Below are 14,982 nucleotides of genomic sequence, written 5' to 3'. Positions count from 1 at the left end.
TTATACTTACTTTCTAATTATTATACCGGGATAAGCCATCTCCGTCAACGAAACTTGAAAACCGGATTCTCTCTCCGTCGGTCCACATCATAACAGCCCCTCCTTCTGCCGTATGAAAAACCTCCGTTCCCTTTTCTTTAAAACGGTCTAAAACCTCTCTGTGAGGATGACCATAAGAATTGTCTTCCCCATAAGAAATCACTGCCCAGCGGGGCCTTACTGCATTTAAAAATGCTTCTCCGGAAGAAAATTTAGAACCATGGTGGGCCACCTTCAGCACATTTACCTCCCCAAGCAGCCGCTTTTCCCCTGGACGCTCCAAAAGCAGGGCCTCGCTGCCTTCCCCTATGTCTCCGGTAAACAGTATTCTGCAATTTCCATAGTCCATTTTTAAAACCGATGACCCCTCATTGGCATTTTCCGGGCTGTCCCCTTTTTCTGGATAGAGACAGGAAATGAGCAGCTCTTCCGCCCGAAATATATCCCCTGCAGCCACATATCCCACCCTGGCCCCTCTTTTTGTTGCAAGGGCTTCCAGCTTTTTTACCGCTTCATCCTCCCTTCCATGATAAGGAAGCATGAGATTTTTAATTTCTATATCCTGGCTGGTTTCCAAAAGATAAGATACTCCGCTTATATGGTCCTGATCTCCATGGCTGATAAATGCAAAGTCAATCCTGGAAACACCCAGACTTTTCAGACAAGGCTCCAGAGAATACTTTCCCAGTGATTTTTTAGAGGTGCTTCCTCCATCCACCAAAATCGCAGACTTTCCCGTCTGAATCAGGATTCCATCTCCCTGTCCTACATCGAGAAATACTGCCTCCAGCCCCTTTACCGGGCCAGGCTTTAAAAGCAGGATACAGAGGCAGTACACACCAATCAAGGAGAGAACCTTAAAACCATAAATGAGCCCTCCATTTTCCTCCTTCTCCCTATCTTTCTTCTCCCCATCTCTCCCTGCCCGGCTCTCTTCCCATACCTTCAAGCAAACTGCCCCAGCAAGCAAAACCAATCCATAAGCCACTATCCTCCCAGGCTCCGGCCTTCCAAATGTCAGGCTATATCCCGGAAGCTTTTCCATCTCCTTACAAATCCATTCATAAAACCCAAGTATATAATGTCCCGTCCCTGCCGCTGCTGTACCAAGAACAGAACTGAAACTTCCAAAGAAAATCACACCCACGCCAGAACAAACCACTGCATCCATCAGAGGGATTAGAAGCAGATTCAAGAACAGGCCATAAAAGGGGATCTGATAAAAATGATACAGCGTAAAGGGCATAGTAATCACCTGAACAGCAATTCCCGTGGAAACAGCCCCCGACAAAAAGCGGTCTCTTCCCAGCCAGTTTCTCAGGACAGGGCTCAATCCCCCTATGGCAAAAACAGCCCCAAAGGACAACTGCACCCCTCCCTGAGTAAGAAACAGAGGCGACTGAATTCCCAAAAACAGCAGAGCCAGGGAAGCAGAAGATAAAAGATCATAAGTCCTTCCCAGGTAAGCAGCCAGAAATCCCACGCACATCATAATAACCGCCCTTACCACGGAGGAGCTGCTTCCAGTGAGAATCCCGTACAACACCACTAAAACGGTCCCTGCCAGCCCAGCACTTCCATATCCACACCCACCCTTTCTCAAAACCTTGTAAAAAGAAAGCCCCAGAAAAGACATATGCATTCCGCTTATTGCCAGAAGATGGGCAATTCCATTTTTCTGATATAAAGATTCAATCTCTTTGGGAAGGCCGCTCTTATCACCCAAAACAGCCGCTGTTAAAATCCCGCCGTCTTCTACAGAAGTATGCCGGTAAATGATCTCTTTCCCCCATTCCCGGCCTCTGCGCAGCCCTTCAAAAAGAGGACTGTAGCCGGAGTCATAAATTTCCATTTCTTCCCCGAACAGCTTTCCGTCAAGCCCCAATCCATGATAATATCCCCGGCTGTCAAACTCCCCCGGGTTCCTGGCTTCCGGAAACGGCTGTATCTCCCCCTTTACCCGAACCACCTGCCCAAGCCTCAGCTCGTCTCCTCCATCACGCACTTCCTGCCCCTCAATCAGCTTAACCGACACCATCAACCTGGAAACAGAATATTCTCTTTCTTGTTCCTTCACTCTGTTTTCCTTCAAAACGATCTGAAGCGTCCCATCCTTCTCCTCAAAAGAAGAAACTCTCCCCCGGGCCTCCACATATTTTCCGGAAAGCTCCCTTATAACCTCATCCCGTTCCTCCCATCTTCTGCAATCATACCCGGCCCGTCCTGCACCAAGGTATAAAAAAATGAGAGGCAAAAAGACCCAAAGGGTATTCCTGCCTCTCATATAACCATAACAAATGATCCCGGCGGCCAAAAAGGCCGGGATGAAAAGCCAAGATGTCAAAGTCAGCAAAGCGGCAGTCTCTCCAAGTACAAATCCCCCTGCTATCAGACATAATGGGCGTTTTATTCTTCTATTCCTCCTGTTTCTTCCTCATTCTCCGCATTGTAATCCAGGTTCCTCTCAAAGAGCTGATTTAAGGAAATGGAATCCCGGAACATCATTTCCTGGGAGCCATTGACCGTAATCTGCACCTTGTTGATGGAGGAAACCGCTGCCAGAGAATTTACAATGGAATAAATAGGAATGTATTCCTTGACCTCCAGCCCGTTGTTGAGAAATGAGGAATCAAAATTAATATAGCAAACATTTTCATTGACAGATACATTCAAAAGCTTTGTGTCCTTAGGAAGGGTCGGATTCATCCCCGGCCTTCCCGGCCCTGCTATAAGCTGTTCAATAACCAGCTTTTCCAGGGAGGTGTTGACGCTGTGAACCACTTCCCTCGTCTCCTTTACCAGCTTTTCTCCTGCTTCATCGGAAAAATACAGGGACAGCTCCGTTTTTTCAAAGGTGTTCACATTGCTGATATTGTCAATAAAATCCGTATTGGTCATAGGGCCTACGGGATTTCCCAAAACATCCATAAGAGGCTGCTCCGCCGTATAGACGGCCACATAATCCACCCCTTTAATCTGGGTTAAGGTCCTGACCAGAGACGCCCTGCACAAAATCTCCCTGGTCCCGTTCATCATGGCATAATTGTTGTCAAAGTAAAGGTAGAGAACCGTGTCCTCCAGCTTATACTTCTCAAATCCCACCTTGTCCGGCACAGCGGCCTGACGGTCCAAATCCTTTGGAACTGTGCGAAGCTGCTCCAGTAAGCCGGTGATCTTCCAGTCCATTTCCTCCAGAGAAGAGTTTTCCGGCTTCTGGGGCATGGCATAATCCTGAGGCTCCAGCCTTGTCATGGCAGAATTTAAATAATAAATTTTGTATACTCCATCCACAGCCGCCTCTTCCTTGCCGGGCTTTTTCCCGCATCCGGTCAGGAAGATTAAAAACGCCAGGAGGATCAGAATGTTCTTTCGTCCTTTCATGAAATGCCTCCTGTCTCTATGATATGTAGGTAAGGGGAATGCGCACTGTAAACGTGGACCCCTCCCCTTCTTTGCTCTGAAGCTTAATGGCCCCCTGGTGCATCAGTACGATTTTCTTGGTAATGGAAAGTCCCAGGCCCGTACCGCCTGTTTCCCTGGATCTGGCCTTATCCACCCGGTAGAACCGCTCAAATACATGCTCCTGGAATTCCTCGGGAATACCGATTCCCGAATCAGCCACCTTTACGTAGAAAAACTTGTGATCTGCGTCAAGAGTCACCCGGACCCAGCCGCCTTCCACGTTGTACTTGATGGCATTTTCCATAAGATTGCTGAGAGCTAAGGACAGCTTCATCTCGTCCACGTCAGCAGTCACCTCCCGGATGCTTTCAAAGGTCAGCTCCACGTTCCGCTTTCCGGCAATGGGACGAAGCCGTTTTAAAATCAGCTCCATCAGACCGTTAATATTCACCTGGGCAATGTTTAAATTTCCTCCTGAAGTCTTATCCATACGAACCAAAGTCAGAAGGTCATCGATGATCTTGCTCTCTCTCTCAATTTCATAGGAAATATCGCTCATAAATTCCCGGTACAGCTCTGTAGGCGCATCCTCCATCCCCATAAGGGAATCCGCCAAAACCCGGATAGAAGTAATAGGAGTCTTCAGCTCATGGGAAACGTTGGAAACAAATTCCTCCCTGGACTGATCCACTGCCTTTAACTTTTTTAAGGTCAGATTAATGGAATCGGATATCTGCCTGGTTTCCTTATAAGCTCTGGAGCTGATGTCCTCATCCAGGTTTCCTTCCGCCGCCCGGTCAAGCATCCGCTGCAGGCCCCGGAAGGGCTTCATGATAAGGGCTGCCAGGAAAAATACCAGGAGTGCCAATGTGGAAAATATCATGAGGTGAAGAAACATTCCCTTTTCCGTTACATCTGAAATCCGGTCAAGCAAGTCCTCTGTGGAGGCTGTAGCAATCATCACTCCGGCAATCTCCTTTTCCTGGCTGTTGGAATAGATGGGAATTGCCATTGCAGAATAATGCTTTTCTGAGTTGTATTTGCTGCTGTTTTCTCCGTTAAAGCAGCGGATCACCTCTTCCGACACGTTGATCTTTCCCACAGAAAGGGAAAAGGTGTCGCTGATGATCCTGAAATTCCGGTTCACCACCACAATCCGCCCATTAAACATCCCTGCCTTTACGGCCATCTCATTGTCCAGAAGGGCATCCCTTGGCTCCATGGTCAAATATCCTGCCCTTGTCATCTTATTGCTTAAAATCCAGCACTGGTTCTGAACCTCCTGCATTCTGGACCCAATAAGGTTCTGCCGGTAAGAGCCCGCCATAACCTGTCCCTGAATCAGCACTGGCAGCATTCCAACCACCATAAAGATGAGAATCAGGGTAAGCCGCAGGCTTATGGCATACCGGGGACGGAAGGCTTTTCCCTGTACCTCCAGATTCATTCCCGTCATACCTCCAGCTTTTTCGTACATGCGATTGCCAGGGCTCCGGGCCCGATGTGACAGGAAACACTCAGGGATAGATTATCCACATAGATTTCTTCTGCCTCAGGAAAAATATCCTCCAGCTCCTTCTTAAACTCCATGGCAGCCTCCAGGCTGTTGCTGTGGGCGACTGCAATGTTTGTGCCTCTTCCAGACGAATCTCCAAAGCGCTCCTCCATGTCCTTTTTTGCCGCAGTCACCATAATGGACTTGGCCTGCTTCATGGTTCTGGCCTTTGCAAAAGCGTCAAGCTTTTCCCCCTGAATAGTAAGAACCGGCTTGATCCGCAAAAATGTGCCCAGCAGGGCCGCAGCCGCTGTAATCCTTCCGCCCTTTTTCAAATATTCCAGGGTATCCACAGTGATGTAAATGGTGGAATCCAGCTTTGTTTCTTCCAGAATCTCCCTGATTTCCCCGGCACTCATTCCGGAGGCCGCCATTTTCGCAGCCTCCAAAACAGACTGTCTCTGGGTTACGGATATTCTCTGGTTATTGACAACAAAAACCTTTCCGTCAAACTCCTCCGCCAGAATCATGGCTGTCTGACATGAGCTGCTTAAGCCGCTGGACATGGGAATATGAACGATTTCATCGTATTCCTCCAGCAGCTTTTTCCATAAGTCTATTAAATCAGCAGGAGAAGGCTGAGAGGTGGAAATATCCGCCCCTCCTTCCAGCCTGTTAAAAAATTCTTCCTGTGTCAGATTGACATCCTCAAAATATGTTTCCCCATCCATCATAAAAGGCATGGGAACCACGTAAATTCCCGCCTCTTCCCCCTGCTTCTGGGTGATTCCGCTGTTGCTGTCCGTAACAATTGCTGCTTTCATTTCTGTTCTCCTTTATTTGCAGGACGATGCACTAGTTCCCGTCATCCTCCTCTGCCTCATTGGCAGATGTGTAAAGCTGATAATACATGCCTCGTTTTTCAAGCAGTTCCTCATGATTTCCCTCTTCCACAATATTGCTGTCAGACAGAACCAGAATCCTGTCCGCATTCTGAATGGTGGTCAGACGGTGGGCAATGGTGAGGGTGGTACGCCCTACTGCCAGCCTGTCTAAAGACTGGGATACCAGGTGCTCGCTTTCATTGTCCAGGGCAGAGGTTGCCTCATCCAGGATCAGCACCGGAGGATTTTTAAGAAATACTCTGGCAATGCTGATTCTCTGCTTCTGTCCTCCGGAAAGCTTCACGCCCCGCTCTCCCACATAAGTCTCATATCCATCCTTGAGCCCTGTAATGAATTCATGGGCTCCCGCCATCTTTGCCGCCTCCATCACTTCCTCTTTGGAAGCTCCCGGACGGCCGTATTCAATGTTTTCAAAAACACTTCCTGAAAACAGATAAACATCCTGCTGGACCACTCCTACCGTACTGCGAAGGCTTTTCAAGGTCACATTTTTAATATCCTGTCCGTCAATTAGGATTTCCCCTGAGCTGGGGTCATAAAAACGGGGAATCAGGTTGCAGAGGGTTGTCTTTCCGCCGCCTGAGGGACCTACAAGGGCCACCTTTTCTCCCGGCTTTATATTCAGTTCTATATTGGTCAGCACTGGATTATGGTCATCGGGATACTCAAAGGATACATTCCGGAAGGAAATGCTTCCCTTCACCTCAGAAAGAGGCTTGGCCCCCTGCTCATCAAAAATATCCACATTGGCATCCATCAGCTCTATAAAACGCTCAATTCCTGTCATTCCTCTCTGGAACTGCTCCGCAAATTCAATAATCCTGCGGATGGTAGCCAAAAGTGTGGTTACATACAAGGTATAAGCCACCAAATCTCCCGGCTCAATGATTCCTTTGATCATGAAAATACCGCCGGCAACGATGACCACCACATACATGAGGCCGTCAAACATCCGGATGGTGTTCTGGAAGGCAGCCATATACTTATAGGTCTTGCGCTTGATTTCCAGAAACTCCAGATTATCCTTGTTAAACTTTTCAATCTCAATTTTTTCATTGGCAAAAGCCCGTACCACTTTATTTCCTAAAAGACTGTCCTCGATCCTGGCATTCAGCTCACCGATGTGGTTTCTCTGGTGCTTAAATGCCTTTTTAACCTGAATGTTAAAGTAGGTGCAGGAGATAGCCATAACCGGTATCAGCAGGAAAATAATCAGGGTCAGAGGCAGGTTGATTCCTGACAAAATAATAAAGGATACCACTGTCTTTAAAAGGGCTATGAAAAACTCCTCAGGACAGTGGTGGGCAAATTCCGTCACATCGAACAAGTCGCTGGTGATCCGGGACATGATCTGCCCCACCTTTGTGTTGTTAAAATAATTATCCGACAATTTTTGCAGATGTCCGAAGGCATCCTCTCTCATATCCGTTTCAATGGCAGCTCCCATTACATGTCCGGTATAAGCCATGTAAAAGCTTGCCATGCCGTCAATGATCCGGAGCCCGAAATACAGGGCTCCGATTCCAACAATGGTACGTACCGTTAACATGGTCAAATCTTTCATTCCCTGATTGGTGATGTAGCGCAGAATCAGCGGCAGCACCAGTTCACAAATCGTGGTAAGGGACGCACAAAACAAGTCCATGACCATAATATTCGTATATTTTTTATAATAGGGCACAAAACGTCTCAGCAACGTGCCCGTTTTCATCTCTTTCTCTTTCATGAAGTCCTCTATTCTGTAATGGTAATATTCTTAATAAGCCCCAAAGCCCATTCCCTTTCCCCTGGCTTTCTGCTTATAATCTTAATGTTCATCCGCTGTTCCCCATAAAGCACCTGGGCCGTCATCCCATAAAGAATCTCCCCATCCTTTTCCTCAGGCTTATAAAAGGCCGCCCTGGCCCTGGCTTTCCCTACTTCAAAATCCAGAAGCTCATCTGTCTCCCCTTCTTCAAACCACTTGTTTTTAAATTCTGCAGGACGCCCTTCAAATACAGCCGCATAGATGTAATAATCGTGGCCTCCGTATTCCTTCCCGTCATAATAGTGGTCCATGCAGCTCTTATCCGTTTCATCATACAGAAAATTTCCCGGAATCCCAAAGCTCATATTGCCGATCTTCCTGTAAATCAGATGCCTTCGGCAGCCCACGGAAAGCTCCTCAGGCATGGGATTTACCTCCCTTAAATTCACCGGCTCATGCCCATCCAGTCCGCAGATCTCCAGATACTCCTTTTTAGGAAAGGAGAGCTCCGGGTTCATGGACAGGGCTGTTTCCAGCAGCTCAATAATAAGCCGGTTCACGGCCTTATCCTGAGGGCTTCTGTCTGAGGGCATAAAGTAACAGGACTGATTCAGCAAAACCAAAGCGCTGTTACGGTAAAAAAGGGCATCCTTTTCCACTTCATTCCAGACAAAAAAATCCTTTGCAAAGGCCACACTCATTCCAGACCCCAGCATCCCTTTCAGTTCCTGAAAGGAAAATGACCGGATATGGGTGATCAGCCTTCCCTCCTGCCGGTCCGGAACGTAGTAAAGAGCGGGCCAGCAGAAGGTGAATTCCTCGTTGCCCTCCCAGCCGGACACCAGCTCAATCAGCTCTGAAAACCATTGGTAAAAATACTTCTGACGCATAGCCAGAAAATCTTTTTTCACAAAATATCCAGTCTTGTCATCTACCTTCAGCTTCAGCTTCTCCCGCTTAGCCAGCCGTTCCAAATACTCAATGACAGCCGCATGAAAGCCCGGCCCCGCAATATTGGTCTGACTCTCCCCCTGAAGCTTATGCTTATTCCATTTTAACCATACATAGCCCTCCGGGCATAATTGTACAAGCAAAAAACTATCTACCCGGAAACACTTATGGCCCATTTCCCTTGCCACAGTCTCCGCCATCTGGTAATTAAGTTTGTTTCCGAAAAAAACCGTTTTTCTCGGTTCTAAAGAAAACCTTATTCGAATACTCATCAACGACCCCTTCTAAATACACCTTTCTTTATTCTATCGTATTTCTGCCGGAAATGGAAGCATAAAACCCTCATGGACAAATATTAATTTTTCCTGATAAAGTAAGGGCCCCGGCAGATCACCGGAAAGCCCTTATTTCAATTTCTTGAATTTATTTTACAAGTAAAGATTTTCCTGTCATCTCTTTTGGCTGCTCCAATCCCATCAGTTCAATGAGAGTCGGGGCAATATCGGCCAGACAACCTCCCTCTCTCAGCTTTAGGGACGGGTCTGCATTGACCAGAATAAATGGAACCGGGTTGGTGGTGTGGGCTGTAAATGGCTCCCCTGTTTCATAGTCCAGAAGCTGCTCTGCATTTCCGTGGTCAGCGCAGACAAAGAGGACGCCGTCCATATCCTTGACTGCCTGTACCGTTCTTCCCAGGCAGACATCCACAGTTTCAATGGCCTTGATGGCTGCCGTTTCAATTCCCGTATGGCCTACCATGTCGGGATTTGCGAAGTTGACGATAACCACGTCGTATTTTCCGGACCGGATCGCCTCCTCCAGCTTGTCGCAGACAACAGGTGCGCTCATCTCCGGCTGAAGGTCATAGGTAGCAACCTTAGGGGACGGAACCAGAATCCTGTCTTCTCCCGGATTTGGCTCCTCCACTCCTCCGTTAAAGAAGAAGGTCACGTGAGCATATTTCTCTGTTTCAGCAATTCTGGCCTGGGTCTTTCCGTTGTCAGCCAGGAACTGTCCCAGAGTATTTGATATGGATTCCTTTTTAAAGGCAACCAGTTTATTATGGATGGTGGTATCGTAATCCGTAAAGCACACATAAGTCAGCTTTAACCGCTCTCCTCTGTCAAAGCCCTTGAATTCATCATCACAGAAAGCTCTTGTGATCTCGCGGGCACGGTCCGGGCGGAAGTTGAAAAAGATTACGGAATCCCGATCCTTTACTGATGCAACCGGCTTTCCGGCCTCTGTCACAACAAAAGGCTCTACAAATTCGTCATAAACAGCTGCGTCATAGGAAGTCTGGATTCCAGCCGGTGCTGACTCAACCTGCTTTCCTTCTCCCTTTGTCAGGGCATTGTAGGCCCGTTCCACACGATCCCAGCGGTTGTCCCTGTCCATGGCATAGTAGCGTCCCATAACAGAAGCTACCTTTCCTACGCCGATTTCCTTCATCTTGGCTTCCATTTCCTCAACAAAGCCCTTGCCGGAAGCCGGAGGGGTGTCACGTCCGTCTAAAAAGCAGTGAACATAGACTTTTTCCAGGCCGCTTCTCTTTGCCAGCTCCAGAAGTCCGTAAATATGGGTATTATGGCTGTGAACGCCGCCGTCAGATACCAGCCCCCACATATGAAGGGCAGAATCATTCTTCTTGCAGTTTTCCACTGCCTCTAAAAATTCCGGAACTTCAAAGAAATCTCCGTCTGCTATGGATTTTGTGATCCGGGTAAGCTCCTGGTACACAATCCGTCCTGCACCCATGTTTAAATGTCCTACCTCAGAATTTCCCATCTGACCGTCAGGAAGTCCTACTGCCAGTCCGCTGGCATTGCCCTTCACAAAAGGACACTGGTTCATAAGCTGGTCCATGACCGGGGTCTTTCCTTCACAAACGGCGTTATGGTCACAGTTGTCATTTAATCCGTAACCATCAAGTATCATCAATACAACCGGCTTTTTATTCATAGCTGATTCTCCTTTTCTTTATGTTCATTCTATAATTGTGTAGTCCTTACATCTTATTTATCAATGCCTTACAACACTATATGATGAAAACAAGTTTTCATCATCGGATGGACGGTGCTAAAACCGGCACCTTTTATGAGAAGTTGAGGAGATAACTTCTCATAAGCTATATTTTACACGATTTATCCATTTCCCGCAACCGGTGAATAGAAAATGTGTTCCCGGCTATCCTGGAAAGGAAAAAGCTGCCTCCTTTAAATACAGAAAGAAGGCAGCATCGTTCATTTTTTATTTATTATAATTTACAATGGTGCCGAACTCCGGCTTTAAAGAGGCTCCGCCAACCAGGCCGCCGTCAATATCCGGCTGTACAAAAAGCTCCGGTGCGCTTGCAGCGGAAACAGAACCGCCGTACTGAATGCGGATAGCTTCTGCAGTTGCATCATCATAGATTTCTGCAATACACACACGGATCGCAGCACAAACTTCCTGCGCCTGCTCTGTTGTTGCCACCTTGCCTGTACCGATTGCCCAGATGGGCTCGTAAGCGATAACAGCCTCTGCCGCCTGTGCAGCAGTTACATTTAAGAAGGCAATCTTAATCTGCTGGCGTATCCAGTCAAGGGTAATTCCCTGCTCTCTCTGAGTTAAGGACTCTCCGCAGCAGACAATAGGAGTAATGCCGTATTCAAATGCCTTAAGAACCTTTTTATTTACGGTTTCATCAGACTCTGCAAAATACTCTCTTCTTTCAGAATGGCCGATTACCACGTACTTAACCCCTGCATCCTTTAACATGGCCGGGGAAATTTCGCCGGTATAAGCGCCCTTATCCTCATAATACATATTCTCAGCACCGATGTTGATGTTGGAACCCTTAGCCGCTTCCATAGCCGGTATGATATCAATGGCCGGAACGCAGAAAACAACATCCACTTCATCATTTTCCACCAGCGGCTTTAATGTATTGACAAGCTCCACTGCCTCGGTGGGAGTCATATTCATCTTCCAGTTTCCTGCTATAATTTTCCTTCTGGACATACTTTTTCTTCCTTTCCCTCTCTGTAAGGCCCGGACAGAGACAGTCTGCCGGGCCTGCAATACAATTTATTTATTATCTGCTGCAGCTACTCCCGGAAGCTCCTTACCCTCTAAGAATTCAAGGGAAGCACCGCCGCCTGTGGAGATATGAGTCATCTTATCAGCAAAGCCAAGTCTCTTCACAGCATTGACAGAATCGCCGCCGCCGATGACTGTTGTCGCATCAGAAAGAGCAGCAACCGCACGGCATACCTCCAGGGTTCCTTCTGCGAAATTGGAGAACTCAAATACGCCCATAGGTCCGTTCCATACAACAGTCTTGGCATCCTTTAAGGCATCCTTAAAGATTTCAATGGTCTTAGGTCCGATGTCAAATCCTGACCAGCCATCATCAATATTTTCCACGATTTTTCTCTCCGTATCGTTGGAAAATTCCTTGCCTGCCACATTGTCTACGGGAAGAAGCAGCTTTACGCCCTTAGCCTCTGCCTTTTTGATCATTTCCAGAGCATAATCCAGCTTGTCATCTTCGCATAGGGAATTGCCGATCTTCTTTCCCTGTGCCTTTGCAAAGGTATAAGCCATACCGCCGCCGATGATCAGGGTGTCCACCTTGTCGAGAAGGTTGTTGATTACGTTGAGCTTATCGGAAACCTTTGCTCCGCCCAGAATTGCCACAAAAGGGCGCACCGGATTTTCTACTGTCTGTCCCAGGAACTTGATCTCTTTTTCCATCAGATAGCCAACCACGTTCACATCTGCATGCTTTGCAACACCTACGTTGGAGCAGTGGGATCTGTGAGCCGTACCAAAGGCATCATTGACGAAAATACCGTCGCAGAGGGAAGCCAGCTCTTTGGCATAGGCTTCTGCGTTCTCATCCTTGCCGTACTTTGTCTCCTCCACTCTGTAGCGGGTGTTCTGGAGCAGCAGCACTTCGCCGTCCTTTAATTCTTCAGCCAGCTTTACGGTCTCCGGACCTGTTACCTTAGGATCATCTGCAAACTTCACTTCCACGCCAAGTCTCTCACTTAAAGCAGGTGCAACAGGTGCAAGGGACATCTCAGGAAGGGGCTCGCCCTTTGGTTTTCCCAAATGGGAGCAGAGAATCACCTTTGCGCCCTGGTCCAGTAATTTCTTAATGGTAGGAATGGCTCCGTCAATACGGTTGTAGTTCTGAATCACGCCCTCCTTTAAGGGTACGTTGAAGTCACATCTTACTAAAACTCTCTTTCCCTGCAATCCTGTTAAATCATCAACTGTTTTCTTATTCAGCATGTCTGGTTGCTCCTTTCCGGTTTACTGTTATTTCTTTTCAACATAAAAGGGCCCGGTCCATAACGACCGGACCCCTGGTGGATCATTAGCCTAATTCAGCAAAGTACTTAATTGTACGAACCATCTGGCTTGTATAGGAGTTCTCATTGTCATACCATGCAACAACCTGAACCTGATATAAGTCATCGCCGATCTTGGATACCATAGTCTGGGTAGCATCGAAGATAGAACCGAATCTTGTACCAACAATATCAGAAGAAACAATCTCATCTGTATTGTAGCCGAAGGACTCGTTTGCTGCTGCCTTCATAGCTGCATTAATCGCATCCTTAGTCACATCAGCGCCCTTAACAACTGCTGTTAAGATGGTTGTGGAGCCTGTAACAACAGGAACACGCTGTGCGGAACCGATCAGCTTGCCGCTTAATTCCGGAATAACCAGACCGATTGCCTTTGCAGCACCGGTAGAGTTAGGAACGATGTTGGCAGCGCCTGCTCTTGCTCTTCTTAAATCGCCTTTTCTATGTGGTCCGTCAAGGATCATCTGATCGCCTGTGTAAGCATGGATGGTGCTCATGATGCCGGACTGGATTGGTGCATAATCGTTAAGAGCCTTAGCCATAGGAGCCAGGCAGTTGGTTGTACAGGAAGCTGCGGAGATGATCTTGTCATCTGCTGTCACAACCTGCTCATTTACGCCGTAAACAACGGTTGGAAGATCGTTTCCAGCCGGAGCGGAAATAACAACCTTCTTAGCGCCTGCATCGATGTGAGCCTGAGCCTTGTCCTTAGCGCAGTAGAAACCTGTACACTCAAGAACTACGTCAACTCCGATTTCTCCCCAAGGAAGCTCGGCAGCCTTTGCCTGTGCATAGATTTTAATGGTCTTTCCGTCTACAGTGATGGAATCTTCTCCAGCCTCTACGGTATGAGCAGCCTCACCGTAATATCCGGCATATCCTCCCTGTGCGGTGTCATATTTTAATAAGTGTGCCAGCATTGCTGGATCTGTTAAATCGTTAATTGCAACTACATCGTAGCCTTCTGCACCAAACATCTGTCTGAATGCAAGGCGGCCAATACGTCCGAAACCGTTAATCGCTACTTTTACTGCCATAATTCATTCCTCCTAAAGAATAAAATTAATTTGATCGTTAAATATTAATCAACTACTCTTCATTTTACCTAATTTACCCATAAATAGCAAGTCCTTTTTTTAATTTCCAAGGAAATCTTCTTTCTAAATATCTGATTGCTTTTCCTCCTCCCATTGATTATAATGAATTTAAATTTCTGTCCTAACCATGCAAAACTGATTTTGAAAGGAAACTTTATGCTGTCAGATTATCATTTTCACACCGATTTTTCAGGAGATTCCTCCACCCCTATGGCTGCCCAGCTGCAGCGGGCTATAGAGCTTGGTATGAAATCTCTTTGTGTTACCGACCACCATGACTATGACGTGGAATCCCCCATTGATTTCACCCTTGACATTGACCGGTATATGGAAACCATGTCTTTATTGAAGGAAGAATACAAGGACAAAATCGATCTCCGCATTGGGATTGAGCTTGGCCTTCAGACCCATTTAAAGGAATACTTTGACCAACTGCTCTCCGCCTTTTCCTTTGACTTTATTATCGGCTCCACTCATTTCGTCAACAGAAAAGACCCTGCGTACCCGGAGTTTTTTGAAGGAAAGGAAGAGAGGGAAGCTTATCTCCAGTATTTCCAAACCACGCTGGATAATGTAAGAAATTTAAATCATTATGATGTGGCAGGCCATATTGACTATATTGTCCGCTATGGGCCTAATAAATCCAGGTTCTACAGCTACGAAGGATACCAGGATATTCTGGATGAAATCTTAAAGGCCATCATTGAACGGGGAAAGGGAATCGAATGCAATACCGGCGGTTTCCGCAAGGGCCTCACACAGCCCAATCCCTCCATCCAGGTGCTGAAGCGCTACCGGGAGCTGGGCGGGGAAATCCTGACCATCGGCTCCGACGCCCATATCCCTCAGGATTTAGGTGCTGACTTTCAAAGAACCAGAGACATGCTTATAGACTGCGGTTTTTCCTACTATACGGAGTTTAAGGGGAGAAAACCGGAATTCAAGCCCTTGTAATCACAAAACCGGAAAACACAGCCGTTTCTGC

Annotated in this window: 11 protein-coding genes; 1 reads left to right on the top strand and 10 read right to left on the bottom strand. The window is 47.2% G+C overall.

The genetic code is table 11. The features are described 5' to 3' along the window. Window positions 1-13 precede the first annotated feature (13 nt). From V7M78_RS02025 to gap, 10 genes are all read right to left on the bottom strand, one after another. Entirely contained in the window at window positions 14-2,392 is a 2,379-nt protein-coding gene (locus tag V7M78_RS02025) for a ComEC/Rec2 family competence protein (RefSeq protein WP_333645900.1), read from the bottom strand. Window positions 2,393-2,445: 53 nt separating this feature from the next. Then, window positions 2,446-3,420, bottom strand: a complete 975-nt coding sequence (locus V7M78_RS02020; protein WP_333645898.1) for a GerMN domain-containing protein — start codon at window positions 3,418-3,420, stop codon at window positions 2,446-2,448. A gap of 16 nt (window positions 3,421-3,436) precedes the next feature. Further along, window positions 3,437-4,888, bottom strand: coding sequence for a sensor histidine kinase (locus V7M78_RS02015; RefSeq protein ID WP_333645896.1), 1,452 nt, complete (start codon window positions 4,886-4,888; stop codon window positions 3,437-3,439). A gap of 5 nt (window positions 4,889-4,893) precedes the next feature. Then, window positions 4,894-5,760, bottom strand: coding sequence for a DegV family protein (locus V7M78_RS02010; RefSeq protein ID WP_333645894.1), 867 nt, complete (start codon window positions 5,758-5,760; stop codon window positions 4,894-4,896). A 31-nt stretch (window positions 5,761-5,791) separates the two neighbouring features. Continuing rightward, window positions 5,792-7,567, bottom strand: coding sequence for an ABC transporter ATP-binding protein (locus tag V7M78_RS02005; protein ID WP_333645892.1), 1,776 nt, complete (start codon window positions 7,565-7,567; stop codon window positions 5,792-5,794). Between the two features lie 8 nt (window positions 7,568-7,575). Continuing rightward, entirely contained in the window at window positions 7,576-8,811 is a 1,236-nt protein-coding gene (locus tag V7M78_RS02000; RefSeq protein ID WP_333645890.1) for a hypothetical protein, read from the bottom strand. Window positions 8,812-8,962: 151 nt separating this feature from the next. Then, the gene (gene gpmI, locus V7M78_RS01995) at window positions 8,963-10,501 is read right to left on the bottom strand and encodes a 2,3-bisphosphoglycerate-independent phosphoglycerate mutase (protein ID WP_333645888.1); all 1,539 of its coding nucleotides are present in this window, start codon (window positions 10,499-10,501) and stop codon (window positions 8,963-8,965) included. Between the two features lie 288 nt (window positions 10,502-10,789). Further along, the gene (gene tpiA, locus V7M78_RS01990; protein ID WP_333645886.1) at window positions 10,790-11,542 is read right to left on the bottom strand and encodes a triose-phosphate isomerase; all 753 of its coding nucleotides are present in this window, start codon (window positions 11,540-11,542) and stop codon (window positions 10,790-10,792) included. 66 nt (window positions 11,543-11,608) lie between these two features. Continuing rightward, window positions 11,609-12,820 (bottom strand): phosphoglycerate kinase, encoded by a 1,212-nt coding sequence (locus V7M78_RS01985; protein ID WP_333645884.1) that lies wholly within the window; start codon window positions 12,818-12,820, stop codon window positions 11,609-11,611. Between the two features lie 85 nt (window positions 12,821-12,905). After that, window positions 12,906-13,937, bottom strand: coding sequence for a type I glyceraldehyde-3-phosphate dehydrogenase (gene gap, locus V7M78_RS01980; RefSeq protein ID WP_333645882.1), 1,032 nt, complete (start codon window positions 13,935-13,937; stop codon window positions 12,906-12,908). Between the two features lie 216 nt (window positions 13,938-14,153). On the opposite strand from gap, the gene V7M78_RS01975 reads away from it, so the two are divergent. Then, complete coding sequence (locus V7M78_RS01975) at window positions 14,154-14,951, top strand: histidinol-phosphatase HisJ family protein (protein WP_333645880.1); 798 nt, start codon at window positions 14,154-14,156, stop codon at window positions 14,949-14,951. Window positions 14,952-14,982 lie beyond the last annotated feature (31 nt).

Source organism: Lacrimispora sp., from assembly GCF_036758025.1.
Lineage (GTDB): Bacteria > Bacillota > Clostridia > Lachnospirales > Lachnospiraceae > Lacrimispora.
The sequence above is the reverse complement of the archived record's forward strand: the minus strand, read 5'-3'. Positions and strand labels throughout refer to the sequence as shown.

Excerpts from the sequence above, each read along its gene's own strand:
- V7M78_RS02015 (WP_333645896.1), bottom strand. The coding sequence starts at position 4,888 with ATGAATCTGGAGGTACAGGGAAAAGCCTTCCGTCCCCGGTATGCCATA.
- V7M78_RS02020 (WP_333645898.1), bottom strand. The coding sequence starts at position 3,420 with ATGAAAGGACGAAAGAACATTCTGATCCTCCTGGCGTTTTTAATCTTC.
- V7M78_RS01985 (WP_333645884.1), bottom strand. The coding sequence starts at position 12,820 with ATGCTGAATAAGAAAACAGTTGATGATTTAACAGGATTGCAGGGAAAG.
- gpmI (WP_333645888.1), bottom strand. The coding sequence starts at position 10,501 with ATGAATAAAAAGCCGGTTGTATTGATGATACTTGATGGTTACGGATTA.
- V7M78_RS02010 (WP_333645894.1), bottom strand. The coding sequence starts at position 5,760 with ATGAAAGCAGCAATTGTTACGGACAGCAACAGCGGAATCACCCAGAAG.
- gap (WP_333645882.1), bottom strand. The coding sequence starts at position 13,937 with ATGGCAGTAAAAGTAGCGATTAACGGTTTCGGACGTATTGGCCGCCTT.
- V7M78_RS02000 (WP_333645890.1), bottom strand. The coding sequence starts at position 8,811 with ATGAGTATTCGAATAAGGTTTTCTTTAGAACCGAGAAAAACGGTTTTT.
- tpiA (WP_333645886.1), bottom strand. The coding sequence starts at position 11,542 with ATGTCCAGAAGGAAAATTATAGCAGGAAACTGGAAGATGAATATGACT.
- V7M78_RS02005 (WP_333645892.1), bottom strand. The coding sequence starts at position 7,567 with ATGAAAGAGAAAGAGATGAAAACGGGCACGTTGCTGAGACGTTTTGTG.
- V7M78_RS01975 (WP_333645880.1), top strand. The coding sequence starts at position 14,154 with ATGCTGTCAGATTATCATTTTCACACCGATTTTTCAGGAGATTCCTCC.